The sequence below is a fragment of the Kitasatospora sp. NPDC043950 genome, from assembly GCF_056435345.1.
This window is the reverse complement of sequence record NZ_JBWKER010000007.1, coordinates 157,903-183,428: the sequence shown is the minus strand read 5'-3', so window position 1 is coordinate 183,428 and position 25,526 is coordinate 157,903. Positions and strand designations below refer to the sequence as shown.

The window sequence follows — 25,526 nt, the reverse complement described above, 5'->3', positions numbered from 1 at the left end:
GCTTCTGTGACACATCCGACCCTCAGCGCTGCCCCGGCAGCCGGACCTCGATCCGGCAGCCGCGCGGCGACTCGGCGACCGCGATCCGACCGCCGTGCAGGTCCACCGCCCAGCGGGCGATGGCCAGGCCGAGGCCGGTGCCGCCGTCCGAGCCGGGCCCCTGGGCGGTCGCGGTGCCGCTGCGGCTGAACCGCTCGAACACCCGGCCGCGGTCGGCCGGCGGGATGCCCGGGCCCTCGTCCTCGACCTCCAGCAGCAGGCCGCCGGGCCCGCCGTCGGGCCGCGCGCGCACCGTCACGGTCCCGCCGGGCGGGGAGTGCTTGCAGGCGTTGTCGACCAGGTTGGCGACCACCTGGTGGAGCCGTTCCGGGTCCGCCACGCCGGTCAGGCCGGTCGGGCTGACCTCCAGCGCCAGCCGGACGTCGCCGCGCCGGGAGAACGCCCCGCCGGCCGTCGCGCCGTCCACGGTGACCCCGCGCAGCACGCCGTCCAGGAACTCGCGCACCTCGAAGGGGCGGGCGTCCAGGTCGACAACGCCGTCGTCGATCTTGGAGAGGTCCAGCAGGTGGGTGACCAGGCGGCCGAGCCGCTCGGTCTGCTCCAGGGCGGCCCCCAGGGTCGCCGGATTGGGCTGGACGACGCCGTCCACCACGTTCTCCAGCACGGCGCGCAGCGCGGCGATGGGCGTGCGCAGCTCGTGCGAGACGTTGGCGACCAGCTCGCGGCGGTGCCGGTCGGCGGCCCCCAGATCGGCGGCCATCTGGTTGAAGGTGGTCGCCAGTTCGCCGATCTCGTCGCGCGAGTTCACCTCGACCCGGCGGCTGTAGTCGCCGGAGGCCATCGCGCGGGCGGCGGCCGTCATCTCGCGCAGGGGGGCGGTCAGCCCGTGCGCGAGGAACTGCATGAAGAGCAGCGAGGCGATCATGGAGAAGACCATGATGATCCGGATCTGGGTCTCGGACCGGATCGCCACGACCACCATGCCGGTGGCCAGGAAGACGGAGACGATCACCAGCAGGGCGAGCTTGCCCTTGATCGAGCGGACCGGGTCGAGCGGCCGGATGTCGGCCCAGACCCGGCGGGCGGCGCGGGCGGCCAGCGTCTGCGACCGCGTGCCGCCGGTGTCCCCGTTGCGTTGCTGTGGAAAGGTCATTGGTCCCCTGTGATCCCCGCGTACGTCCCCCGCGTGGTGCGCGGCAGTTCGGGACACGGGCCCCCCGGAGGCCCGTCGCCCGAGGCTCGCCGCTAGGAGAGCGGGGCCTCCAGCGCGTACCCGACGCCGTGGACGGTACGGATCCAGCTCGCGCCGATCTTGCGGCGCAGCGCCTTGACGTGGCTGTCCACGGTGCGGGTGCCGGACGCGTCCGTCCAGTCCCAGACCTCGGCCAGCAGCTGCTCGCGGGTCAGCACGGCGCGCGGCTGCGCGGCCAGGCAGGCGAGCAGGTCGAACTCGGTGGGCGTCAGGTGGACGTCGCCCGAGGCGAGCCGGACCCGGCGCTGCACGTGGTCGATCTCCAGCTCGCCGAAGCGCAGCGAGCCGAGCGCGGGCGTGCGGGCCGCCTGCTGGGCGCGCTCGACGCGGCGCAGCAGCACGTTGACCCGGGCGGCCAGTTCGCGCATCGAGAACGGTTTGGTCATGTAGTCGTCGGCGCCCACGCCGAGGCCGACCAGCAGGTCCGTCTCGTCGTCGCGCGCGGTCAGCATCAGCACCGGCACCGGGCGCTGCGCCTGGATCCGGCGGCACACCTCAAGGCCGTCGAAGCCGGGCAGCATGATGTCGAGGACCACCAGGTCCGGCTGCCAGGTGTGGAAGCCGTCGACCGCGCCCGGCCCGTCGTGGGCCACGGCGACCTTGAAGCCCTCCGCGCCCAGCCGGGCCGCGATCGACTCCGCGATCGTCGGCTCGTCCTCCACCACCAGCACTCTGCGTTGGCTGCTCACCGTGCCGCCGCTGTGGTTGTTGTCCTGCTGAAGTTCTGTCACGGTCACGCCACCGCCCCCAGGGCTGCGGGCCGGCCACCTGTGGGGATGGCGGGACTCCGCTCGTAGTCTTGTTCCGTCGTGGACTGTGCCGGGTCCGCCGTCCCGTCGTGCGTGCGGGTCGGCGGGCGGATTGTCGCCCGCCCACTTCTCCCGCGCACTTCGCAGCGTACGGACAGCGGATGCCTCCCGGCAGGTGGACCGGACGTTTCCGGCCCGTGGGCCGGCTGTCGGGCCGCCCTCGGAGCCCACTGCACGAGTGGGCACGGGCCGATACCTTACCCGGCGATTTTTCTCTGCGTAACGGTACGTATGCAGTCGAGTTGACGCCAAGTCGCCGGTCAGAGCCCCTGTCGGCGCGCTCGCCGAAAGAAGGTCTGGACCAATATCAGGAATCCGGTCGACCGGTTTCCTGACGGTCTTCACCGGCTTTTCTCAGATGCCTCTCAGAACCTCGACGTAACGTGGCCACGACAACGCCCCCGCAGGGCGGGATCCGCGGCGCGCGCCGGTACGTTGGGCACCTGGGTGAGGGGCCGGTGGCTGCCGGCGTGGAGCGGAGGGCGGCATGGCTGGACTGCGGCGAGGTGCCGGACGGGTCGGGGCGCCGCCCGCCGGCCCGCCGTACGGGATGCTCCGGCACGGTCTGCGCACCGGCGTCGTCGAGTGGCTGCTGGCGCGGGTGCCGACACCCCGGCGAAACCCCTTCACCCTCGGCTATCTCGCCGTGGTGGGCGCCACCACGACCTTTGCCAAACTCGCCGATCCGGAACTCGTGCAGCGGCTGCAGGAGGCCTCCAGTTCCGACGGCCACAACCTCCTGCAGCACCCCCTGCGCGCGCTGGTGCTCAGCGGCTTCTGGGTGGCCGGCGAGGTGTGGATGCCGTACCTGTGGGGATTCGCCGTCACCCTCGCGCCGCTGGAGCGCCGGATCGGCCCCGCCCGGGCGGCGGCGGTCTTCGCGATCGGGCACGTCACGGCCACGCTGCTGTCCCAGGGCGTGGTGATCACCGCGGTGGAGACCGGGCGGATGGAGGCCGGGGCACTGGACTACCTGGACATCGGCGTCAGCTACGGCGTGCTCACCTGTCTGGGCGCGGTGGCCGGGCTGCTGCCGTGGCGCGGGCGGCTGGTCGCGCTCGGCGGCGCCGGGCTGCTGATCGCCGAGCAGATCCTCACCGAGCGGGACCTGGTCACCGCCGTGGGGCACCCGGCCGCGGTGCTCACCGGGGTGGCGCTGTGGCGCTGGCTGCGCCGGGCCCAGGCCCGCCGGCCGCGGCCGAAGCCGCGGACGCGCCGGGTCGAGGCGCCGGCCGCGGGCTCCTCGCCCGCGCCGGGCGGCGCTCCGGTCCTGGACGTGCGCTGACCCTTCCGGGTGTCGCCCCCGGGCGCTTTTGACGGCACTTCCCTCGCCCTCCCCCTGCTCGCTCCACACCCGCTCCTGTTCGCTCACGGCGAACGCCGCCCCGGGAACATCCGGCGCGCGCCAGGCCTTAGTCAGGTCGACTCAACTTCACTGACTGGGGAGAGATCATGGCATCGACGTCCACACCGCTCACCCTGCCCGTGCTGCCGCTCGACGACGAGGTCGTCCTGCCGGGCATGGTCGTCCCGCTGGACCTCAAGGACACCGAGGTGCGCGCCGCGGTCGAGGCCGCCCGCGCGGCGGCCACCGGCACCGGCAAGCCGCAGGTCCTGCTGGTCCCGCGGGTGGACGGCTCGTACGCGGCGGTCGGCACCCTGGCCACCGTCGAACAGGTCGGCCGACTGGCCGACGGGGAGCCGGCCGCGCTGGTGCGCGCCGTGCGCCGGGTCCGCATCGGGGCCGGCACCACCGGCCCCGGCGCCGCCCTCTGGGTGGAGACCACGCCCTTCCGGGAGTCCTCGGTGGACACCCCGGTGGCCGGCCGGGCCGCCGAGCTGGTCAAGGAGTACAAGGCGCTGTCCACCCAGTGGCTGCGCAGGCGCGGCGCCTGGCAGATCGTCGACCGGGTGGCCCAGATCGAGGGCGTCGGCGAGCTCGCCGACAACATCGGCTACGCGCCCTTCGCCACCGCCGAGCAGAAGCTCAAGGTGCTGCTGGAGGCCGACCAGGTCGCCCGCCTGGAGTACGCGCTGACCCTGCTGCGCGACCACCTCGCCGAGGAGGAGGTCAACGACACCATCCGCAAGGACGTCGAGGAGGGCGTGGCCAAGCAGCAGAAGGAGTTCCTGCTCCGCCGCCAGCTGGAGGCCGTCCGCAAGGAACTGGCCGAGCTCAACGGCGACCCGGCCGACGAGGAGGGCGACTACCGCGCCCGGGTCGAGGCCGCCGACCTGCCCGAGAAGGTCCGCGACGCGGCCCTCAAGGAGGTCGACAAGCTGGAGCGGGCCTCCGAGCAGTCTCCCGAGGGCCCCTGGATCCGCACCTGGCTGGACACCGTCCTGGAGCTGCCCTGGAACGAGCGCACCGAGGACGCGTACGACATCGCCGGCGCCCGCGCCGTGCTGGACGCCGACCACGCCGGCCTGGCCGACGTGAAGGACCGCATCGTCGAGTACCTCGCGGTGCGCAAGCGCCGGGCCGACCAGGGGCTCGGGCTGGTCGGCGGCCGGCGCGGAGGGGCGGTGCTGGCGCTGGTCGGCCCGCCCGGCGTCGGCAAGACCTCGCTCGGCGAGTCGGTGGCCCGCGCCATGGGCCGCACCTTCGTCCGGGTCGCGCTCGGCGGCGTCCGGGACGAGGCCGAGATCCGCGGCCACCGGCGCACCTACGTCGGCGCGCAGCCCGGCCGGCTCGTGCGGGCGATCAAGGAGGCCGGCTCGATGAACCCGGTCGTCCTGCTCGACGAGATCGACAAGGTCGGCTCCGACTACCGGGGCGACCCGGCCGCCGCCCTGCTGGAGGTGCTGGACCCGGCGCAGAACCACACCTTCCGGGACCACTACCTGGAGGTCGAGCTCGACCTCTCGGACGTCGTCTTCCTCGCCACCGCCAACGTGCTGGAGGCCATCCCCGAGCCGCTGCTCGACCGGATGGAGCTCGTCCGCCTCGACGGCTACACCGAGGACGAGAAGGTCGTCATCGCCCGCGACCACCTGCTCCCGCGCCAGCGCGAGAAGGCCGGACTGGGCGGCGACCAGGTCAGCGTCGACGAGGCGGCGCTGCGCCGACTGGCCGGGGAGTACACCCGGGAGGCCGGCGTGCGGAACCTGGAGCGCTCGATCGCCCGGGTGCTGCGCAGGATCGCCGCCCAGGCCGAACTCGGCGAGCGCGAACTGCCCGCCGCGATCGGCCCGGACGAGCTGCGCGCCCTGATCGGCCGGCCCCACCACGTGCCGGAGGCCGCCCAGGCGCCGGCCGAGCGGCGCACCGCCGTCCCCGGCGTGGCCACCGGCCTCGCCGTGACCGGCGCCGGCGGCGACGTCCTCTACATCGAGGCCTCGCTCGCCGACGCCGAGACCGGCGGCACCGGACTCACCCTCACCGGGCAACTGGGCGACGTGATGAAGGAGTCCGCGCACATCGCGCTCTCCTACCTGCGCTCGCGCGGCGCCGAACTGGAGCTGCCGGTCACCTCGCTGCGCGACCGCGGCGTGCACCTGCACGTCCCCGCCGGGGCCGTCCCCAAGGACGGGCCGAGCGCCGGCATCACCATGACCACGGCGCTCGCCTCGCTGCTGTCCGGCCGCAAGGTGCGCACCGACCTGGCGATGACCGGCGAGGTGTCGCTGACCGGGCGGGTGCTGCCGATCGGCGGGGTGAAGCAGAAGCTGCTCGCCGCCGACCGGGCCGGCGTCACCACGGTGATCATCCCCAAGCGCAACGAGGCCGACCTGGACGACGTCCCGGCCGAGGTGCTGGAGCGGCTCACCGTCCACCCGGTGGCGGACGTGCGGGAGGTGCTGGAGCTGGCCCTGGAACCGGCCAAGGTCCTGGCCGCGGCGGCCTGACCCGGCCGCGCCGGGTCGACGGGCGGACCGACGGGAGGATCGACGGGAGGATCGACGGGAGGACGGCGTCTGCGCGTGCCACACTGCGGAGATGCCGTCCCCCACGCAGCGCGCCCTGGCCCGGGTGCCGGCCCGGCTGCGTCCGTTCCTGGTGCGGCACCGCAGGCTGGTGAAGTTCCTGCTGGTCGGCGGCGCCTGCTTCACCCTCACCCTGGTGATCGACTTCGAGCTGAAGTTCACCGTGCTGGAGCGCAAGCCGGTGGTCGCGCTGACGATCGCGACCGTGATCTCGACCGTCGTCTCCTACGTGCTCAACCGTCGCTGGGCCTTCCGGACGGCCGGGCACCCGCGCGAGGCACTGCTGTTCTTCCTGGTCAGCGCCATGGCGATCGCCGTCAACGACCTGCCGCTGGCACTCTCCCGCTACGCCCTGGACCTGCGCGAGCCGTACGTCGGCCCGTTCGCCCAGGAGACCGCGGACTTCCTCAGCGGGATGGTCGTCGGCACCTTCGCCGCGATGCTGTTCCGCTTCTGGGCGATGCAGCGGTGGGTCTTCACCCGGCCCGCCGAACGGGCGCACCCTAGGTACGAACCCGGTTACGCTGCACCCGAGATGCCACGGGATGCGCCATAAGGCCGTGAGGTGAGGGTTATGCGCGGGGAACCGGACGCGGTTCGGAGCGGGCCCGCCAGCCAGCAGGGGATGCGCCGGGCCAACCTGGCCCTGGTGCTCGGGGTGATCGCGCGCGCCCCGCGATCCCGGGCCGAGGTGGCCGCCGAGACCGGCCTGACCAGGGCCGCCGTCTCCTCGCTCGCCGAGCAGCTGATCGCCGGCGGCCTGGTCGTCGAGGAGGGCCCGGCCGCGCCCAGCGGCAAGGTCGGCCGCCCCGGCACCGCGCTCGGGCTCAACCCGCTCGGGCCCGGCGGCCTCGGCGCCGAGATCGGCGTGGAGCACCTCGGCGCCTGCGTGGTCGACCTGAGCGGCGAGGTCCGGACCTGGCGCCGCCGCGAGGTCCGCAACCGGGGCCGCCGGCCCGCCGCGGTCATGGCCGACCTCGCCGAACTGCTGCACGCGGCCGTCGCCGAGTCGGGCCTGCGCCCGGCCGGGCTGACCCTGGCCGTCCCCGGGCTGGTCGGCACCTCCGGCGGGGTGCTCCAGCGGGCCGCCAACCTGGGCTGGCGGGACGTCCCGCTGGCGGCCGAACTGCGCCCCGCGCTGCGCGCGGCCGGCGCGGCCGAACTGGCCGAGCTGCCGGTCGAGGCGGACAACGAGGCCAACCTGGGCGGGCTGGCCGAACGGTGGCTGGGCGGCGGCCCGGAGGACTTCCTGTACGTCTCGGCCGAGGCCGGCGTCGGCGCGGCGATCGTGGTCGGCGGGCGGCTGCTGCGCGGGGCGCGCGGCTACGCGGGCGAGTTCGGCCACGTACCGGTCCACCCGGACGGCCACCGCTGCGCCTGCGGCGCGCACGGCTGCCTGGAGCAGTACGCGGGGGAGGCGGCCGTGCTGCGGGCGGCCGGGCCGGCGGGCGCGCGGGGCGACTGGGTGACGCTGCTCGCCGGGCGGGCCGGGGCCGGGGACGAGGCGGCCCTCGCGGTGCTGGCCGGGGCCGGTTCGGCGCTGGGCATCGCGGCCGCCGGGGCGGTCAACCTGCTGGACCCGGCCGAGGTGGTGCTGGGCGGCGGCTACGCCCGGCTGGCGTCCTGGCTGCTGCCGGCGATGCGGGCCGAGCTGGCCGCCCGGGTGACGGTGCGGCCCTGGTCGGACGAGCGGCTGACGGTGTCCCGGCTGGGCCGGCGCGGGCCGCTGCTGGGCGCCGCGGTGGGCGTGGTGCGGGCGGTCGTCGCGGACCCGGGCCGGTTCGCCGGCGGCTGACTCCCGGCCCGGGACGCACCGGAGCCCCCGGCCGGGCGGCAGGGGGCTCCGGGTGAGGAACGCGGGGGATCAGGCCTCGGAGGACGCCTCGGCGGCGACGATCTCGCGGCCGCCGGAGCGCGGGCCGCGCAGCACGGCCAGGTAGGCGACGCCGATGCCGATCAGCGCCCAGACCACCAGGACCACGATCGGCATGCCCAGGTTGGTGGAGCCGAAGTAGGCGATCGACTTGGTGGCACTGGTCCCGGCGCCGTTCGGGATCAGCGAGCCGATGGCCCGCCAGAACGGCGGCATCATCGGTGCCGGGTAGACGCCGCCGGCGCTCGGGTTGCCCAGCACCACGAAGATCAGCACCGCGACGCCGATGCCGATGACGTCGAACAGGCACTGCAGCGCCATGGTGAACGCGCCGACCGTGAACACCACCAGGGCGCCGATGCCGGTCAGGGCCAGGATCGAGCCGGGCAGCGCGTCCAGCACCGGTCCGGCGATGATCGTGCCGCCGAGGCCGGCGCCGACCGAGTACAGCGCCAGCACGCCGAGGCGGATCAGCAGGCGGTGGACGTTGGCGGGCTTGGAGCCGGCGCTGATGCCGAGGATCGAGGCGACCAGGTAGCCGCCGACGCACCAGCCGATGACCAGGTAGAACGCGGAGAGGCCGTTGGTGTCGCCCTTGGCGAGCGGCACGACGTCCTCGACCTTGACGGTGCGGCCCTGGGACTTGTCCAGCGCGGTGGTGATGGACTCGGCGGCCTTGGCGGCGGAGGTGCCGCGGGCGCCGCCGACCAGCAGGGTGTCCTCGGTGCCGGTCGGGTTCACGACCAGCGCGGCGTAGATCTTCTGGTCCTTGATCTGCTGGGTGGCCGTCTCGGCGTCCGGGGCGGTGACGGCCTTGACGGCGTCGTCCGGCACGGATTCCAGCCCCTGGACCAGCTTGGGGGTGACCTGCGGCGGGGCGACCACCGCGATCGACAGCTCGTGCGGGGCCGGGTGGTGCAGCGCCCCGACGTACGAGGTGATGAAGCCGAGCTGCAGCAGCAGCACGCCGATCACGAGCAGTGCCGCACGCGGTGTGACCGCGCCCTTCAGTTCAGCGACGAAACCCTGCCCCGGGGCGGCCATCCACATCTCCTTGTGTATTGGGGGAAAACGGATACTTCATACCATGAACTAGTTGGCTTGTCGCACCCCGCGCGCCGCGTTCCGGCCAACGCGGCTGCGGGATACTGGCGCGGTGAGTGACGAGGAATCCCTGCTGGCGGTGGAGCGCGAGGTCGCGCTGATGTTCCGGCGGGGCCGGGCCCGAGTGGCGGAGCTCTCACGCCGGGTGCACCCCGAGCTGGAGGGGATGGCCTACAGCATGCTCGGCTACATCGAGCAGGCCGGGCGGGTGCGGGTGACGGACGTCGGCGTGCACTTCGCGGTCGGCAAGGCCACGGTGAGCCGGCAGATCCGGGCGCTGGAGGAGCTGGGTCTGGTGGCCCGGGAGACGGATCCGCTGGACCGTCGGGCCGCGCTGGTCTCGCTGACCGAGGACGGGCGGCGGCGCTACCTGGCGGCCCGGGACGTCCGGATGCGGCGGGTGCGGGAGCTGCTGGGTAGCTGGTCGCCGGAGGACGTGGACCGCTTCGCGGTGCTGCTGCACCGCTTCAACGACGTGATCGGGGATCCGCCGGCGGAGTGACCGGTGGCCGGGCCCCGGGGCGGGGCCGGTCCGCGGCGGTTGGGGCCGGGCCCGGGGCGGCGGCTGGGGCGAGGCCTTTACTTGGGCTTGAAGAAAGTTGCCTTAGTCAACCATCGGGCCTATGGTTGCGTAAGGCAACGATTTTCCCTGCCCGCGCACCCCCGCCCCCCGCTCACTCCTCCCGCCGAAGGACCCAGATGACCGTCACAGCCGAGGCGACCGTCGGAGCCGCCGTCGACGATCAACCGATGACCCACCGGCAGGTGATGGAGGCGCTGTCCGGCCTGCTGCTCGGCCTCTTCGTGGCCGTGCTCTCGTCGACCGTCGTCTCCAACGCCCTGCCGCACATCCTCACCGACCTGCACGGCGGCCAGTCCGCCTACACCTGGGTGATCACCGCGGCCCTGCTGACCCTGACCGCCTCCACCCCGATCTGGGGCAAGCTCTCCGACCTCGTCAGCAAGAAGCTGCTGCTCCAGATAGCCCTGCTGATCTACATCGCCACCTCCGCCCTGGCCGGCCTCTCCCAGAACACCGCCGAGCTGATCGCCTGCCGCGCCCTCCAGGGCATCGGTGCCGGCGGTGTGGTCGCACTGGGCCAGATCTGTCTGGCCGCGATGGTCCCGCCGCGCGAACGCGGCCGTTACAGCGGCTACTTCGGCGCGGTCTTCGCGCTGGCCACCATCGGCGGACCGCTGATCGGCGGCGTCATCGTGGACACCTCGTGGCTGGGCTGGCGCTGGTGCTTCTACGTCGGCATCCCGTTCGCGCTGGCCGCGATCCTGGTGGTGCAGCGCACCCTCAAGCTGCCGGTGGTCAAGCGCAAGGCGAAGATCGACTACCTGGGCGCGCTGGTCATCACCGGCGCCGTCAGCCTGCTGATGATCTGGATCACGCTGGCCGGCACGAACTACGACTGGCTGTCCTGGCAGACCGCCGCGATGGTCGGCGGCGGCCTGCTGCTGGGCGCCCTGGCCGTGGTGATCGAGCGCCGCGCCGCCGAGCCGATCATCCCGCCGGACCTCTTCAAGTACCGCACCGTCACCCTGGCCGCGGTGGCCAGCGTGCTGGTCGGCGTCGGGATGTACGGCGCGACCACCTTCCTCAGCCAGTACTTCCAGCTGGCCCGCGCCAAGTCCCCGACCATGGCCGGCCTGATGACCCTGCCGATGATCCTCGGCCTGGCGCTCGCCTCCACCGTCGCCGGCCGGCTGATCACCAAGTACGGCAAGTGGAAGGCCTACCTGGTCGCCGGCACGGCGCTGCTCGCGATCGGTTTCGGCCTGCTCGCCACCGCCCGCGCCGACACCGACTACAAGCTGCTCTGCGTCTACATGGCGATCACCGGCATCGGCCTCGGCCTGACCAGCCAGAACCTGGTGCTCGCGGTGCAGAACACGGTGCCGCGCCACGAGCTCGGCGCGGCCAGCTCCGTGGTGACCTTCTTCCGCACCATGGGCGGCGCGATGGGCGTCTCCGCGCTCGGCGCGCTGATGAACAGCAAGGTGACCCACTACCTCGCGGAGAACCTGGCCGCCGCGCACATCCCGGCCGCGAGCGCGGCCGGCGGCGGGGGCATCCCGGACCTGCACAAGCTGCCCGCCCCGATCGTCCCGCTGGTGACGGACGCGTTCGGGCACGGCGTCGGCACCGTCTTCCTGTGGGCCGCGCCGTTCGCGGCGCTGGCCTTCGTCACGGTGCTGTTCATCCGGGAGACCGCGCTGAAGACCAGCCAGCAGGGCTGACTCCGGGCGGGGACGCGCGAACGGGCCGGGGAGTGTGGATCACACTCCCCGGCCCGTTCGGTTCGTCCCGCGCGCGGACGGCGGGAACCGTCGGACCGCGCCTACGGCGCGGCGATCAGGACCAGGCCGTAGACGACGGCCGCGGCGCAGAGGCCGAAGCAGGCGTAGGCGCCGGCCAGGGCCAGCCGGCCGCCGCCCGGCTCCTGGGCGGCCTCGCCCTCGCGGGCGCTCAGCGCGGCCTCGCGGCGGGACAGGGCCAGGATGCCGAGCGCGAAGACGGAGACCACGGCGACGGTGATGCCGAAGCTGGCACCGGCGGTCTGGGCCAGGGCGTTCCACTTGATGTGCATGGCGGGTGCTCCTCAGCCTGCGGCGCTCAGGCCGCGACCGTGGTCGAGGCGGGGGTGGGGGTGTTCGCGGGGGCGGCGGTGGCGGGGATCTCCACCGGGGTGACGTCGTTGACGTCGTTGACGTTGTCCGCGCTGATCGGCTGGCGGCGGGAGATCAGCCACATCGCGCCGGAGCCGGCCACCAGCACGGCGCCCACCAGGACGATGCCCCAGGTGCCCTGGCGGACCAGCAGCGCGGCACCGCCCGAGACCAGCGCGGCGGCCGGCAGGGTCAGCGCCCAGGTGTAGACCATGCGGCGCACCAGGCTCCAGCGCAGCTCGGCCTTCGGGCCGCCGAGGCCGGCGCCCATGATGCCGCCGGAGCAGACCTGGGTGGTGGAGAGGCCGAAGCCCATGTGCGAGGAGGTCAGGATGACGGTCGCGGCGGCCGACTCGGAGGCGAAGCCCTGCGGCGCCTTGATGTCGGCGAGACCCTTGCCCATCGAGCGGATGATCCGCCAGCCGCCCATGTAGGTGCCGAGCGCGATCGCGGCGCCCGCGGAGATGATCACCCAGGTGGGCGGCAGCGCGCCGTGCGGCAGGGCGCCGACCGACACCAGGGTCAGGGTGATGATGCCCATCGTCTTCTGGGCGTCGTTGGTGCCGTGCGCGAGCGAGATCAGCGAGGACGAGAAGATCTGGCCGGTCTTGAAGCCCTTGGTGGCGGTGGCCTCGTTGCCCTTGCGGGTGATCGCGTAGGCCAGCTTGGTGGCGCCCCAGGAGGCCAGGCCGGCGACCAGCGGGGAGGCGATCGCCGGGATCAGGATCTTGGAGAGGACGGTGTCGAAGTTGACGCCGTTCATGCCGACGCCGACCACGGTGGCGCCGATCAGGCCGCCGTACAGCGCGTGCGAGGAACTGGACGGCAGGCCGCGCAGCCAGGTCAGCAGGTTCCAGAGGATCGCGCCCGCCAGTGCGGCGAAGATGATCTCGGGGTGGATGCCGCTCTTCTCGTTGACGATGCCGCCGGAGATGGTGGTGGCGACCTTCACGGACAGGAACGCGCCCGCGAAGTTGAGGACGGCCGCGATGGTGACCGCGACCTTCGGCCTGAGGGCTCCCGTCGCGATGGAGGTGGCCATCGCGTTGGCGGTGTCGTGGAACCCGTTGGTGAAGTCGAAGGCGAGCGCCGTGATGATCACAACGGCTACCAGGAACGAGATGTGTTCCATACCCAAACAATCGTCGTAGTTGTCGCACGGACGTTGGTGTCGTCGCGACCGTAGGTCTGCTTGGTAAACGGAAGGTGAACTGAGCCGGGAATCGTGGTTCCGCTGGTGTCCCAGTGGTGTCCGGAAGCTTTCGGAGGGGTGTCGGCGGTCGCGCTGAGCTGGACATTAGCGAAGTTCGCCCCGGTTCGCTCCGGTTTGCTGAGAGCTGTCTCACAGATCAACCGAGAATTAACCTCCCAGTCCGGATGCGCCCTGTTTCCGGTGAGTAACCCGTGGGAGGATCTGCGGGATCCGGGGACGCCGGTGACAGGCTGGGGCGGGGAGGACCAACCCATGGGCGGGGCTGCACAGCGCACTGAATCGGCAGTCGTACGGCCCTGGCTGCGGGCGGCACTGCGTTGCGGAGCCGCCCTCGCGGCCGCCGCGCTCGCCCTCCCGCTCGCCGCGCAGGCCGCGTACGCCGCCCCCGATCCGGGCGCCTCGATCACCGCGGCCAGCCCGGGCGACGACCCGCTCGCCGCCGCCAAGGCCACCCTCGGCCCGCTGCTCGACCAGCTGCACACGCTCTACCAGAGCGCCGAGACCGCCACCGAGCAGTACAACGGCGCCGTCGCCAAGGTCGCCGAGCAGCAGGCCGCGCTCACCGACCTCCAGGGCCGGCTGGACCGCCAGCAGAAGCAGGTCGACGCCGGCACCGACATCGCCTCCCAGCTCGCCGCCGCCCAGTACCGCAACGGCGCCGCCTCCGCCTACGCCGAACTGCTGCTCTCCAAGGACCCGTACGAGGCCGTCACCATCGCGGAACTGCTCACCGCCGCCAGCCGCTCGCAGTCCGAGTTCCTGGACCGGCTGAAGACCGACCGCGAGGCCCTCGCCGGCCTGACGAAGCAGACCGAGGACGCGCTCAGGACCTCCCAGACGCTGGTCACCCAGCAGGACGCCGCCAAGGCCAAGGTCGCCACCGACCTCGCCTCCGTCGAGCAGCTGGTCTCCTCGCTCACCGGCGCCCAGCGCACCGAACTGGAGAAGCTGGAGAAGGCCAAGGCCGACGAGGCCCAGCTCGCCTTCCTCGCCTCCGGCGCCCTCGGCAAGGGCGAGCGCACCCCGTCGGCGGCCGGCCGCACCGCCGTCGCCTTCGCGCTCGCCCAGCTCAACAAGCCGTACCTGTGGGGCGGCGCGGGGCCGGACTCCTACGACTGCTCGGGCCTCACCTCGCAGGCCTGGCTGCACGCCGGGCTGCCGATCCCGCGCACCAGCCAGGAGCAGTGGGCCCAGCTCCCGCACATCGCGCTGAACCAGCTCCGCCCCGGCGACCTGGTCATCTACTTCGAGGGCGCCACGCACGTCGCGATGTACATCGGCGGCGGGCTGGTCGTCCAGGCACCTCGGCCGGGCGCCGTCATCAAGGTGTCGCCGATCGGCTCGATGCCGATCCTCGGGGCGGTGCGGCCCGACCCGTCCGGCGCGGCGGACGAGGCCGGCGGCAGCTGGAAGGTGCCCGACCTGCCCGCCGGCTGGGACACCGTCACCCCGATCGCGCCCAGCCCGGCCAACCAGGTCCCGACCGCCCCGGCCCCCGGCACGCCCGCCGACCCGCCGGCCACCCCGGGCACGCCGTCCACCACCCCGGGCACGCCCGCGGACACCGGCACCGGCACGCCGTCCGGCACCGGAACGCCCACCGACCCGGGGACGCCGTCCGGCACCGGCACCACCGCCCCCGGCACGCCCACCCCGACGCCGACCGGGACCGGCACCGGGACCGGCACGCCCGCCCCGACCGGGACGGGCACCCCGGCGCCGACCGGCACGGGCCCGGCGACGCCCATCCCGACCGGCGCCGGCACCCCGGGTTCCACCGGCACCGCCGCCTCCACCACCACCGGCTCGGCGAGCGCCGGGGCCCCGGGCAGCGCCACCGCGACACTGCCGCTCGGCACCAACTGAGTCATGAGGAAGGCCGCCCGGCGTCCGCGGACGCCGGGCGGCCTTCGCGTGCGTCACGCCGGGGCGCCGGTGTCCGGCTCGAAGCGGACGACCACGGCCTTGGAGGTCGGCGTGTTGCTGATGTCGGCGGTGGAGTCCAGCGGGACGAGCACGTTGGTCTCCGGGTAGTAGGCCGCCGCGCCGCCGCGGGCCACCGGGTAGTGGACCACCCGGAAGTGCGGGGCGCGCCGCTCGACGCCGTCCCGCCACTCGCTCACCAGGTCGACGAAGTCGCCCTCGGCCAGGCCGAGTTCGGCGGCGTCGGCCGGGTTGACCAGGACCACCCGGCGGCCGCCCTTGATGCCCCGGTAGCGGTCGTCCAGGCCGTAGACGGTGGTGTTGTACTGGTCGTGCGAGCGCAGCGTCTGCAACAGCAGGCGGCCCGGCGGGACCTCGGGGGCGGTGAGCGGGTTGACGGTGAAGTTGGCCTTCCCGGTCGCGGTGGGGAAGGTCCGGGAGTCGCGCGGGCCGTGCGGCAGGGTGAAGCCGCCGGGGCGGCGGACCTTCTCGTTGTAGTCCTCGAAGCCGGGGACGACCCGGGCGATCCGGTCCCGCAGGGTGTCGTAGTCGGTGGCGAAGTCCTCCCACGGCACGGTGTCCCCGGGGCCGAGGACGGCGCGGGCCAGCCGGCAGACGATCGCGGTCTCGGAGAGCAGGCCGGGGGCGGGCGGGCGCAGGCCGCCGCGCGAGGAGTGCACCTGGCCCATCGAGTCCTCGACGCTGACGAACTGGGCGCCGGCGCCGGTGACGTCCCGGTCGGTGCGGCCCAGGGTGGGCAGGATCAGTGCGCGGGCGCCGGTGACCACGTGCGAGCGGTTGAGCTTGGTGGAGACGTGCACGGTCAGCCGGCAGCGGCGCATCGCCGCCTCGGTGACGTCGGTGTCCGGGGTGGCCGCGACGAAGTTGCCGCCCATCGCGAAGAACACCCCGACCCGGCCGTCGCGCATCGCCCGGATGGTGTCCACCGAGTCGAGGCCGTGCGCGCGCGGCGGCTCGAAGCCGAACTCCTCGCCGAGCGCGTCCAGGAAGGCCGTCGAGGGCCGCTCGAAGATGCCCATCGTCCGGTCGCCCTGGACGTTGCTGTGCCCGCGCACCGGGCAGACCCCGGCGCCCGGGCGGCCGACGTTGCCGCGCAGCAGCAGGAAGTTGACCACCTCGCGGATGGTCGGGACGGCGTGCTTGTGCTGGGTGAGGCCCATCGCCCAGCAGACGATGATCTTCCGGGAGCCCAGCACCAGCCGGCCGAGCTCCTCGATCTGCTCCCACGGCAGGCCGGTCGCGGCGAGCACCTCGGCGCGGTCGGTCGTTTCCGCCTGCGCCTCGAACTCCTCGAAGCCGTGGCAGTGTTCGGTGACGAAGGCGCGGTCGACGCCGTCCTGCTCCAGGATCATCCGGTTGAGCGCGCGGAACAGCGCCAGGTCCCCGCCGAGGCGGATCTGTAGGAACAGGTCGGTCAGCTTGGTGCCGTGGCCGACCAGGCCGCGCGCGTGCTGCGGGTTCTTGAAGCGCTCCAGGCCGGCCTCCGGCAGCGGGTTCACGCTCACGATGGTGGCGCCGGCCCGCTTGGCGCGCTCCAGCGCGGAGAGCATCCGGGGGTGGTTGGTGCCCGGGTTCTGGCCGGCCACGATGATCAGGTCGGCCTGGTAGAGGTCCTTGAGGCTGACGCTGCCCTTGCCGACGCCGAGCGTCTCGGTGAGCGCCGAACCGGACGACTCGTGGCACATGTTGGAGCAGTCCGGCAGGTTGTTGGTGCCCAGCCGGCGGGCGAACAGCTGGTACGCGAAGGCGGCCTCGTTGCTGGTCCGCCCGGAGGTGTAGAAGGCGGCGCCGTCCGGGGTGTCCAGGGCGCGCAGTTCCTCGGCGATCAGCGCGAAGGCGTCGTCCCAGGAGACCGGCGTGTAATGGGTGGCGCCCTCGTCGAGCAGCATCGGCTGGGTGAGGCGGCCCTGCTGGCCCAGCCAGTAGCCGGAGCGCCCGGCCAGCTCGGCGACCGGGTGGGCGGCGAAGAACTCGGCGCGGATCCGGCGCTCGGTGGCCTCCTCGGCGACGGCCTTGGCGCCGTTCTCGCAGAACTCCGCCGTGTGCGTCTTCCCCGGCTCCGGCCAGGCGCAGCCGGGGCAGTCGAAGCCGTCCGGCTGGTTGACCTTGCGCAGCGTGGCGAGGGTGCGGAGGGGGCCCATCTGCTCGGCGGCCATCCGCAGGCTGTGGCCGACCGCGGGCAGCCCGGCCGCCGCGTGCTGGGGCGCGGACACCTCGGGGGCGTCCTGCGCCGGGTCGCTCTGCGGGGCCTGCTTGGCCATGACCGCTTCTCCTCGGCTCTGCTCGTCCGGCGGCCGCGACACCGGGGCCGTCGGGCCCGCCGCTTCGTCGCGGGGGCTCAGGGCCCATCCTTCCATCCGGGTGAAGGCGGGGGGAGGGGGGCCGAACGGGCGTCGGTGGAGTCGGAGAGGCCGGGGTGGGCCCTGGAACCCGCTGCCGGGCCCACCCCGGGGCCCGCCCTCAGGCCCCCCTCGTCCGGCCGGAGGGCGGGCGCGGCGGTGGCGGGGTGCGCTGACCGCACGGCGGAGCAGGGGCGGCGACCGCCGACAGCGCGGCGAGGCGGGTGCCCTGGCGGCGGCGGGCGGGCGGGGGATCGTCGACGGGCCCCGGGGCGGCGGCCGGGAGCGCGGCCAGCGCCCGCAGCAGCGCGCGGGCGGCGGCGTCGTTCTGCCGGAATCCCGGGGAGTTGGTGCGGGGCCGGGCGAAGGCGGCGGCGGCGCGCAGGCTGGTGTGCGGGCCGAGTGCGGTGCGCCGGGGGTGCGGGGCGCCGCCCAGGGCCGGGTCGAGCAGCCGGCTGTCGCCGGGGGCGATGGTGACCAGGCCGGAGCGGTGGGTGTAGTCCTCGTCGGCGACCACCTCCTCCACGAGTCGCCCGGCGCGGTGCAGTTCGCGTAGCACCGGGTCGAGGGTGCGGGTCAGCTGGTGCTTGGGCAGGTACGCCTCGACCAGGGCGGTGGCGGCGACGGTGTGGCCCGGCACGGTGTCGCCGCCGGCCCGCCAGGTGCCGGTGGCCTCGTCCCGTTCGACCCGGACGCCCGCGCCCAGGAAGCGCACGATCCCGGCCTCGGAGAGGGCGAGCAGCTGGCGCAGCCGGAAGCCGGGCGGGCCGGAGGCGAGGTAGCTGAAGTAGCCGAAGAACCACCCGTCCACCTCCTCGGCGACCGAGCGGGCGGTGAGCCGGCCGGTCGCGAGGATGCGCGGGAGCTGGCCGAACAGCGAGAGCAGGGCGAGGAAGGCACCGAGGTCGGCGCTGTGCGCGGGGTCGGCGCGGCGGTCGGCGTCGGCGGTGACGTAGGCGCGCAGGTGCTGCTGGAGCTCCTCGGCGGAGCCGAGTTCGAGGCCGGCCAGCGGGTGGTCGAGCCGTTCGAAGTCGATCCGGTCGGCCGGGTCGGGTACGGCCTCGGCGACCAGGGCGGCCAGGGCGGGGGAGTACCAGTCGTGCCGGTCGAACCGGGCCAGGAACTCCGGCCAGGGCAGCGCGGTGCGCTCGGGGTGGGCGTGGAACAGCTCGTGGTAGTGCCCGAAGGCGGTCTCCTTGGCCATCAACGGCCAGAAGTCGCGCCGGAGTTCGAGCGAACCGCCGGTGGCGAGGACGGTGTCCACGGCGGTCGCGTCGAAGTACCGGGGGAGCGGGGCGGGCGGCCCCTGGAGGCGGTAGCCGGTCTTGGAGTGGTACGGGACTCCGCGCCGGGAGCCGAGGTGCAGCACCGGTTCGCGGCCGGACGGGCGGTAGCGCAGCCCGTCCCCGGTGGGCTCGAAGCGGCCGCCGCGCCCTTCGGTGAGCAGGGCGACCAGGTCGACGGAGGCCAGGCCGAGGCCGCGCAGCACGACGTGCTCGCCGGGGACGATGCCGTCCAGGTCGGCGTCGGCGGAGTAGGCGGGCGGGAGGTGGAAGCGGCCGTGCCGGGCGGCGAAGTCGGCGTCGGCGGCGTACCGGGGGTGCGGGGTGGAGTCGAGGTGGCCGAGGGTGAGGGCGACGTGGTCGGCGGTGAGCGTGCGGCCGGTGAGGTGGACGGTCTGCGGGCCGTCGGGCGGGCCGTCGATCCGCCGGACGGTGTCCCGGTGCACGGTGACCGTGACGTGCGGGGGCAGGTCGGCGACGGCGCGGCGGAACGCCCAGTCCAGGTAGGCGCTCTGGGCCCGGCGGGTGGGGAAGTCGGTGGGCGCGAGGGCGTCCAGTTCGGCCCGGACGGCCGGGTCGGCGACCTCCCGGTAGGGCGCGAACTCCCGCCGCCGGAGCGCCCATTCGGCCAGCGAGGGGCCCGGGCGGACCGGCCCGTCGATGGTCGAGCGCTCGTCGGTGAACATGGTGACGTCCTCGGCCATCGAGTTCATCCGCAGCAGCGGGGACTGTTCGTGGCGCCAGATCCGGCCCGCGCCGGGCGGGTGCGGGTCGACCAGGTGGACGTGCAACGGCCTTTCGGCGGGCAGGAGTTCGGCCGCGTTGGCGGCGATCCGCTCCAGCAGCCCGGTGCCCCGCGGGCCCGCGCCGACGATCACCAGAAGACTCATGCCGCCACCTCCCGCAGCCGCCGTAGGGCGGCCCGGGCCCGCTGGAGCGGGGTGGGCGGCAGGCCGTCCCGGGTGGCGCCCTTGGCGTAGTGGCGCTCGACGTAGTACTGGCCGACGGACAGCAGGGTGGTGACCACCAGGTACCAGATGGTGGCGACCACCAGCATCGGGATGACCCGGTACGACTGCAGGTAGACCAGCTGCACCGAGTAGAGCAGGTCGGAGACGGCCAGCACGCTGACGATGCTGGTGCCCTTGAGCGCGCTGATCAGCATGTTCCCGGCGGTCGGCACGATCGAGCGCATCGCCTGGGGGACGACGATCCGGCGCAGCACCCGCCACCGGCCGAGGCCGAGCGCCGAGGCGGCCTCCAGCTGGCCGCGGTCGACGGACAGGATGCCGCCGCGGATCACCTCGGCGGCGTACGCGGTCTCCAGCAGGGTGAGGCCGATGACGGCGGTGAGGGTGGGGCCGATCAGGTTGACGGTCTTGACGGTGACGAACTCGGGGCCGAACGGGATGCCCAGGCCGAGGGTCGGGTAGAGCGCGCCGATGTTGAAGAAGAACAGCAGCTGCACCAGCGGCGGGGTGGAGCGGAAGATCCAGATGTAGCCCCAACCCAGGGTGCGCAGCACCGGGTTGCCGGACATCCGCATGACGGCGAGGCCGGTGCCGAGGACGAAGCCGAGGGCGAGGGTGACGGCGGTGAGCCAGAGGGTCAGGGTGAGGCCGTTGAGCACCGACCCGGCGGTGAACCAGTCGGCGACCACGTCCCACTGGAAGGCCTTGTTGCGCACCACGGAGTTGACGGCCATCGCGGCCAGCAGCAGCGCGATCCCGGCGCAGACCCACTGCCCGGGCCGGCGGCGGGCGACGATCCGGGCGGCGGGGTCGGGCGGCGGGCCGGGGCGGTCGGGGCGGTCGGGGGCGGTGGCGCCCGCGGGGGCGGGGGTGGAGCGGGCGGGGAGGAGGTCCTGCGGGGTGGCCATGGCGGCGGCTCCTGGCGGAGGTGCGGGCGGGCGGGAGGTACGGGTGTGGTCACGTACGGCCGTCGCACCGGCCCGCGTCCCTCAACACGGCCGGCGCTGTGCACTGCACTCCGCCGTGATCGTACGCATGCGCGATCGACGGCTGTCAAGGGTGGTCCGGGCCCCGACCGGGGCCCGGCGCGGACCGGTCGCAGGGCGACAGGAGATCGCAACAGAGCGGCAATGATGGGTGGTTGACGGACCACTTGGCGGGCTGTTCAACTTGAGGCCATGTACGCCGAGCAGCCCCTGGTCACCCGCGACCACATCGACTTCGGTCGGGTGTGGTCCGCGGCGTGTCGCGGCTGACCCGGCAGCGGGCCGCCCGTCCGGCCCTGATCTCCCGCGGGGAGCCCTCCCTCGGTCTGCCCCGCCGCGGGCCGGGACCAGCCGTCCGCAGCTGACGGCGTCCCAGGCGCACGCTGCCGTCCGACGACCTCGCACTGAACTCCGGCAGTACTCCCTCGTCCACGCCTGCCTCCCACCTCCTCCCGCCGCGCGCGCCGACCCCACCGTCGGCGCGGCCGCCGCGCACCCGTGTCCACGGCCGCCCCGCCCCGGCCGGCTCCGGCCTGCCCACCCGCAGTCCACCGGACTCCGCTCACCCCGAAAGGTTCCGCCATGCCCGTCGAATTCCTCGGTATCGCCGCCACCGGCGACGGCTCGGAGACCACCCCCCGCTCCACCGCGGCCTTCGACCGCGACTACACCCTGCGGCTGGCCCGGGCCCACGAGGACCACGGCTGGGACCGGGTGCTCTTCGCGTACGGCGCCGGCTCCCCGGAACCCGCAGCCGCGGCGGCCTTCCTCGCCTCGCACCTGGACCGGCTGCAGATCCTGCTGGCGCACCGGCCGAACGTCTCCTACCCGACCTTCGCCGCCAAGACCTTCGCGACCCTGGACCAGATCAGCGACGGGCGGCTGACCGTCCACTTCATCACCGGCGGCAGCGACCACGAGCAGCAGCGCGAGGGCGACTTCCTGTCCAAGGACGAGCGCTACGAGCGCACCCGCGAGTACATCGGCATCGTCAAGAAGGCGTGGACCAGCCGGGAGCCCTTCGACCACGAGGGCGCCCACTACCGCTTCAACGACTTCGTCTCCGACGTCTTCCCCGTCCAGCAGCCGCGCCCCGGGGTCTCCTTCGGCGGCTCCTCGGACGCCGCCTACGCGGCCGGCGGCGCCGAGGCGGACGTCTACTGCCTGTGGGGCGAGCCGCTGGCCCGCACCGCCGAGCAGATCGAGCGGGTGAAGGAGGCGGCCCGGGCCGCCGGGCGCACCGACGTGCCGCGGATCCAGGTGGCGTTCCGGCCGATCATCGCGCCGACCGAGGAACTGGCCTGGGAGAAGGCGCACCGGACGGTGGCCGCGATCAAGGCCCGCCGGGAGTCCGGGGAACTCGTCCGCCGGGGCCGCCCGCTCGGCGCCGCAGCGCCCGAGAACACCGGCTCCCAGCGGCTGATCGAGATCGCCGAGGCCGGCGAGCGCTACGACCGCGCGCTGTGGACCCCGACCGCCGCGGCCACCGGCGGGGCCGGCAACTCCAACGCCTTGGTCGGCACCCCGGAGACGGTCGCGGAGGCGCTGCTCGACTACTACGACCTCGGAGTGGACATCCTCTCCGCCCGCGGCTACCACCTGCTCGACGACGCGATCGACTTCGGCCGCCACGTCATCCCGATCGTCCGCGAGGAGGTCGCCAAGCGGGACGCCGCCAAGGCCGCGGCGGCGGCCGAGCGCGCCGAGCGGACCGAGCGGGACCGGCACCAGCTGATCGCGGTGCAGGCGTGAGCGCTCCGGACCGGTGGGCCGGCCCGGCGGCCGGGTTCCGCCGGGTCACCATCGACGACCCGCTGGTCGAACCGCTGCTGCGCGAGCTCACCCACGAGTACGTCAGCCGCTACGGCCCCGAGGCGCACCAGGAGATGACCCGCTACCCCCGGGACGCCTTCGCCGAGCCGCACGGCGTCCTGCTGCTCCTGCTGGAGGACGGCGAGCCGGTCGCCGGCGGCGCGTACAAGCGGTACGACGAGCGCACCGCCGAGCTGAAGCGGATGTGGACGCACTCCGCGCACCGCCGCCGCGGCCTGGCCCGTCGGGTGCTGGCCGAGCTGGAGCGGACGGCGGCCGCCGCCGGCTACGCCCGGATCTACCTCACCACCGGTCCGCGCCAGCCCGAGGCCAGGGGCCTCTACCTGGCGTCCGGCTACACCCCGCTGTTCGACGTCGCCGCCGATCCCCTGACGATCGGCCCGCTTCCCTTCGAGAAGCACCTGCCGGTGCTGGCTCCGACCCCCTGAAAGGCCCCCCGTGAGAAGCACCACCGTCCGCCGCCGCCTGCTCGCGGCCACCGCCCTGCTGCCGGTGCTGGCGCTGGCCGCGTGCGGCTCGGACCCGAAGATCGCGGGCCCGGCGGGGGCGAGCGGGCCCGCCGCCACCGCCGTCTCCCAGGACGTCGTCTCCGGCCTCGCGAAGTCGGACGCCGCCGCCGCGCTGCTGCCCGAGGAGGTCCGCAAGGCCGGCACGCTGACCTTCGGCGCGTCCTTCGGCTCGCCGCCCACCGCCTTCTACGCCGACCAGGCCACCAAGAAGCCGGCCGGGATCGACGTGGACTTCACCGATGCGGTGGCCAGGCTGCTCGGGCTGACCGTGCAGCGCCAGGAGGCCGCCTTCGAGACCATCCTGCCCGCCCTGGACAGCGGCAAGTTCGACGTCGGCACCGGCAACTTCGGGGTCACCACGGCCCGGTTGAAGACCATCGACTTCGTCACCTACATCGACGACGGCCAGGGCTTCGCCGTCCGCAAGGACAACCAGGCCGTCCAGCCGGTCACCGACCTGCTCCAGCTCTGCGGGCTGACCATCGGCACCGGCGCCGGCACCACCTTCGAGACCACGCTGAACGCGAAGCGCAACGCCTGCACCGACGCCGGGAAGAAGCCGTACGAGGTCAGGGCGTTCAGCGACCCCGGGGCCGTGCTCACCGGCCTCCAGCAGGGCCGGGTCGACGTCCTGATGTCCACCATCAACGGCCTGCGCTACCAGGCCGCGCAGGAGGTCTCCGGGACGCGCTTCCTCGGCGAGTTCCACCGGCTGGACGTCGGCTTCGCGTTCAAGAAGGGCTCGAAGCTCACCCCGGCCTTCCAGGCGGCGGTCAACCAGCTGATCAAGGACGGGACGTACGAGCGGATCCTCAAGAAGTGGGGGGTCGCCGAATCGGCGATCAAGGAGTCCCTGATCAGCCCGCCCGAACACCAGTGATCCCCGGGTCTGCCGAAGGAGCCCCCCGATGACCGCCAGCACCACCGCGACGTCCCAGGCCCAAGCCGAGGCTCAAGCCGAGGCCCAGGCCCAGGCCCAGGCCCGGGTCGAGCGGGCACCGGCGTCCGGACCCGATCCCGGTCCGGGCACCGGCGCCCGTCTGGACCTCGACGAACTGGCCGCTCTGCGGGCCGTCCCCGCCCGGCACCCCTGGCGCTGGGGGATCGGGGTCGCCGCCCTCGTCGTGCTCGCCCAGTTCGCCCACGGCCTGGCCACCAATCCCGGCTGGGACTGGGCCACCTTCCGGGTCTACTTCACCGCCGACACGATCGTCCAGGCGGTCGGCCGCACCCTCGAACTCACCGTCTACGGCACCGGGCTGGGCTTCCTGCTGGGCGCCGTGGTGGCCGCGATGCGGCTGTCCCGCAGCGCGATCCTCCAGTCCATCGCCTGGGCGTACGTGTGGGTGTTCCGCTCGATCCCGCTGATCGTCCAGCTGGTGTTCTGGTTCAACCTGTCGTACCTCTACAAGCGGTTCGGGATCGGCATCCCGTTCGGCCCGACCTTCGGGGACTTCGAGACGGTCGGCGTGCTGAGCGCGCTCGGCGCCGCCGTGCTCGGCCTCGGGCTGCACCAGGCCGCGTTCGCCGCCGAGATCATCCGCGGCGGCGTCATCGCGGTGGACGCCGGCCAACGGGAGGCCGCCACCGCGCTCGGCATCCCGCGCTGGCGCCAGGGCTGGCGGATCGTGCTGCCGCAGGCGATGCGCGGCATCCTGCCGGCCGCCGCCAACGAGGTGATCTCACTGCTCAAGGGCACCTCGGTGGTCTACGTGATGGCCATCGGCGAGCTCTTCTACCAGGCCCAGGTGGTCTACGGCCGGACCGGCCGGGTGGTGCCGCTGCTGATGGTCGCCACCGTCTGGTACGTGCTGCTGACCACGGTGCTGTCCATCGGCCAGTACTACGTCGAGCGCTACTTCGCCCGCGGCGCGCAGCGCACCCCGCCGCCCACCCCGCTCCAGCGCGCCCGGGCCTTCGTCCGGAGCCTGCCCGCCCGCACGCCGACCGCCCGCACGCCGACCACTCGCGCAGCGACCGCGCGCACCACCGGAGGACGTCGATGACCACGCTCACCAGGACCGAACCGGCGGCCGCACCGATGGTGCAGGTCCGCGGCCTGCACAAGAGCTTCGGGCCACTGGAGGTGCTGCGCGGCGTCGACCTGGACGTCCCGGTCGGCTCGGTCACCGTGGTGCTCGGCCCGTCCGGCTCCGGCAAGTCCACGCTGCTGCGCGCGATCAACCACCTGGAGAAGCTCGACGGCGGCTACGTCGCCATCGACGGCGAGCTGATCGGCTACCGGCGCTCCGGCGACCGGCTGTACGAGCTCAAGGAGCGCGAGGTGCTGCGCCAGCGCACCCACATCGGCTTCGTGTTCCAGAACTTCAACCTGTTCCCGCACCTCACCGTGCTGGAGAACCTGGTCGAGGCGCCGATCGCCGCGCTGCGCCGCCCCAGGGCCGAGGCCAGGGCGACGGCGCTGGCGTTGCTGGAGCGGGTCGGGCTGGCCGACAAGGCCGCCGCGTACCCCCGGCAGCTCTCCGGCGGCCAGCAGCAGCGGGTGGCGATCGCCCGGGCGCTGGCCCTGGAGCCGAAGGTGCTGCTGTTCGACGAGCCCACCTCGGCGCTCGACCCGGAGCTGGTCGGCGAGGTGCTGGACGTCATCAAGGACCTCGCCCGGACCGGCACCACCATGATCGTGGTCACCCACGAGATCGGCTTCGCCCGCGAGGTCGCCGACACCGTCGTCTTCATGGACGGCGGCGTGGTGGTCGAGCAGGGCCCGCCGGCCGAAGTCCTGGACCGCCCCCGGCACGAACGCACCCGGGCCTTCCTCGCCAAGGTGCTCTGAGCCGAGGTGCTCT

At 73.7% G+C, this 25,526-nt stretch carries 20 protein-coding genes; 12 read left to right on the top strand and 8 right to left on the bottom strand.

The window, feature by feature from the left end; all coding sequences use genetic code 11:
* Positions 1–22: 22 nt before the first annotated feature.
* Together AC07BF_RS07415 and AC07BF_RS07410 are read right to left on the bottom strand one after the other, a co-directional pair.
* Positions 23–1,153 carry a sensor histidine kinase gene (locus AC07BF_RS07415; RefSeq protein WP_063347842.1) on the bottom strand — a complete coding sequence of 377 codons (1,131 nt, stop codon included), beginning with the start codon at positions 1,151–1,153 and terminating at the stop codon, positions 23–25.
* Between the two features lie 92 nt (positions 1,154–1,245).
* Complete coding sequence (locus AC07BF_RS07410) at positions 1,246–1,983, bottom strand: response regulator transcription factor (RefSeq protein ID WP_063351140.1); 738 nt, start codon at positions 1,981–1,983, stop codon at positions 1,246–1,248.
* Between the two features lie 565 nt (positions 1,984–2,548).
* On the opposite strand from AC07BF_RS07410, the gene AC07BF_RS07405 reads away from it, so the two are divergent.
* The 4 genes from AC07BF_RS07405 to AC07BF_RS07390 all read left to right on the top strand — a co-directional run bounded on the left by AC07BF_RS07405 (position 2,549) and on the right by AC07BF_RS07390 (position 7,783).
* Positions 2,549–3,346, top strand: coding sequence for a rhomboid-like protein (locus AC07BF_RS07405; protein ID WP_363581928.1), 798 nt, complete (start codon positions 2,549–2,551; stop codon positions 3,344–3,346).
* A gap of 167 nt (positions 3,347–3,513) precedes the next feature.
* The gene (gene lon, locus AC07BF_RS07400; protein WP_363581929.1) at positions 3,514–5,910 is read left to right on the top strand and encodes an endopeptidase La; all 2,397 of its coding nucleotides are present in this window, start codon (positions 3,514–3,516) and stop codon (positions 5,908–5,910) included.
* A gap of 91 nt (positions 5,911–6,001) precedes the next feature.
* Entirely contained in the window at positions 6,002–6,544 is a 543-nt protein-coding gene (locus AC07BF_RS07395; protein WP_363581931.1) for a GtrA family protein, read from the top strand.
* 18 nt (positions 6,545–6,562) lie between these two features.
* Positions 6,563–7,783 carry an ROK family transcriptional regulator gene (locus AC07BF_RS07390; protein ID WP_363581933.1) on the top strand — a complete coding sequence of 407 codons (1,221 nt, stop codon included), beginning with the start codon at positions 6,563–6,565 and terminating at the stop codon, positions 7,781–7,783.
* A gap of 69 nt (positions 7,784–7,852) precedes the next feature.
* Here the strand turns inward: AC07BF_RS07390 and AC07BF_RS07385 are convergent, their stop codons facing one another.
* On the bottom strand, positions 7,853–8,905 hold the full coding sequence (locus AC07BF_RS07385; RefSeq protein ID WP_363581935.1) for an ABC transporter permease: 1,053 nt from the start codon (positions 8,903–8,905) through the stop codon (positions 7,853–7,855).
* Between the two features lie 112 nt (positions 8,906–9,017).
* On the opposite strand from AC07BF_RS07385, the gene AC07BF_RS07380 reads away from it, so the two are divergent.
* A complete protein-coding gene (locus AC07BF_RS07380; RefSeq protein WP_363581937.1) occupies positions 9,018–9,467 on the top strand; it encodes a MarR family winged helix-turn-helix transcriptional regulator in 450 nt (149 codons plus the stop codon).
* A gap of 248 nt (positions 9,468–9,715) precedes the next feature.
* Positions 9,716–11,212 (top strand): MDR family MFS transporter, encoded by a 1,497-nt coding sequence (locus AC07BF_RS07375; RefSeq protein ID WP_079136254.1) that lies wholly within the window; start codon positions 9,716–9,718, stop codon positions 11,210–11,212.
* Between the two features lie 101 nt (positions 11,213–11,313).
* Here AC07BF_RS07375 and AC07BF_RS07370 read toward each other — a convergent pair whose 3' ends face one another.
* Positions 11,314–11,562, bottom strand: a complete 249-nt coding sequence (locus AC07BF_RS07370; RefSeq protein WP_063347835.1) for a hypothetical protein — start codon at positions 11,560–11,562, stop codon at positions 11,314–11,316.
* Positions 11,563–11,588: 26 nt separating this feature from the next.
* Positions 11,589–12,773 carry an inorganic phosphate transporter gene (locus AC07BF_RS07365; protein ID WP_363581939.1) on the bottom strand — a complete coding sequence of 395 codons (1,185 nt, stop codon included), beginning with the start codon at positions 12,771–12,773 and terminating at the stop codon, positions 11,589–11,591.
* Between the two features lie 333 nt (positions 12,774–13,106).
* Between AC07BF_RS07365 and AC07BF_RS07360 the strand changes: the two genes are divergently transcribed.
* The gene (locus AC07BF_RS07360; RefSeq protein WP_400806393.1) at positions 13,107–14,720 is read left to right on the top strand and encodes an NlpC/P60 family protein; all 1,614 of its coding nucleotides are present in this window, start codon (positions 13,107–13,109) and stop codon (positions 14,718–14,720) included.
* A 53-nt stretch (positions 14,721–14,773) separates the two neighbouring features.
* Here AC07BF_RS07360 and AC07BF_RS07355 read toward each other — a convergent pair whose 3' ends face one another.
* The 3 genes from AC07BF_RS07355 to AC07BF_RS07345 all read right to left on the bottom strand — a co-directional run bounded on the left by AC07BF_RS07355 (position 14,774) and on the right by AC07BF_RS07345 (position 20,299).
* Positions 14,774–17,059, bottom strand: a complete 2,286-nt coding sequence (locus tag AC07BF_RS07355; RefSeq protein WP_363581943.1) for an FdhF/YdeP family oxidoreductase — start codon at positions 17,057–17,059, stop codon at positions 14,774–14,776.
* A gap of 199 nt (positions 17,060–17,258) precedes the next feature.
* A complete protein-coding gene (locus AC07BF_RS07350) occupies positions 17,259–19,310 on the bottom strand; it encodes an FAD/NAD(P)-binding protein (RefSeq protein WP_400806390.1) in 2,052 nt (683 codons plus the stop codon).
* Positions 19,307–20,299, bottom strand: coding sequence for an amino acid ABC transporter permease (locus tag AC07BF_RS07345; protein WP_400806387.1), 993 nt, complete (start codon positions 20,297–20,299; stop codon positions 19,307–19,309). The genes AC07BF_RS07350 and AC07BF_RS07345 overlap by 4 nt, the downstream gene beginning before the upstream one ends.
* A gap of 660 nt (positions 20,300–20,959) precedes the next feature.
* Here AC07BF_RS07345 and AC07BF_RS07340 point away from each other — a divergent pair.
* Genes AC07BF_RS07340 through AC07BF_RS07320 form a run of 5 tightly spaced genes read left to right on the top strand, consistent with a single transcriptional unit; the run spans position 20,960 to position 25,513 of the window.
* Complete coding sequence (locus tag AC07BF_RS07340; RefSeq protein WP_400331249.1) at positions 20,960–22,129, top strand: LLM class flavin-dependent oxidoreductase; 1,170 nt, start codon at positions 20,960–20,962, stop codon at positions 22,127–22,129.
* The gene (locus tag AC07BF_RS07335; RefSeq protein WP_363581950.1) at positions 22,126–22,638 is read left to right on the top strand and encodes a GNAT family N-acetyltransferase; all 513 of its coding nucleotides are present in this window, start codon (positions 22,126–22,128) and stop codon (positions 22,636–22,638) included. The genes AC07BF_RS07340 and AC07BF_RS07335 overlap by 4 nt, the downstream gene beginning before the upstream one ends.
* A gap of 10 nt (positions 22,639–22,648) precedes the next feature.
* Positions 22,649–23,599 carry an ABC transporter substrate-binding protein gene (locus tag AC07BF_RS07330; RefSeq protein WP_363628702.1) on the top strand — a complete coding sequence of 317 codons (951 nt, stop codon included), beginning with the start codon at positions 22,649–22,651 and terminating at the stop codon, positions 23,597–23,599.
* 28 nt (positions 23,600–23,627) lie between these two features.
* Positions 23,628–24,725, top strand: coding sequence for an amino acid ABC transporter permease (locus AC07BF_RS07325; protein ID WP_400806382.1), 1,098 nt, complete (start codon positions 23,628–23,630; stop codon positions 24,723–24,725).
* Positions 24,722–25,513: an amino acid ABC transporter ATP-binding protein gene (locus AC07BF_RS07320; RefSeq protein ID WP_400806379.1), complete on the top strand. Its 792-nt coding sequence runs from the start codon at positions 24,722–24,724 to the stop codon at positions 25,511–25,513. The genes AC07BF_RS07325 and AC07BF_RS07320 overlap by 4 nt, the downstream gene beginning before the upstream one ends.
* Positions 25,514–25,526 lie beyond the last annotated feature (13 nt).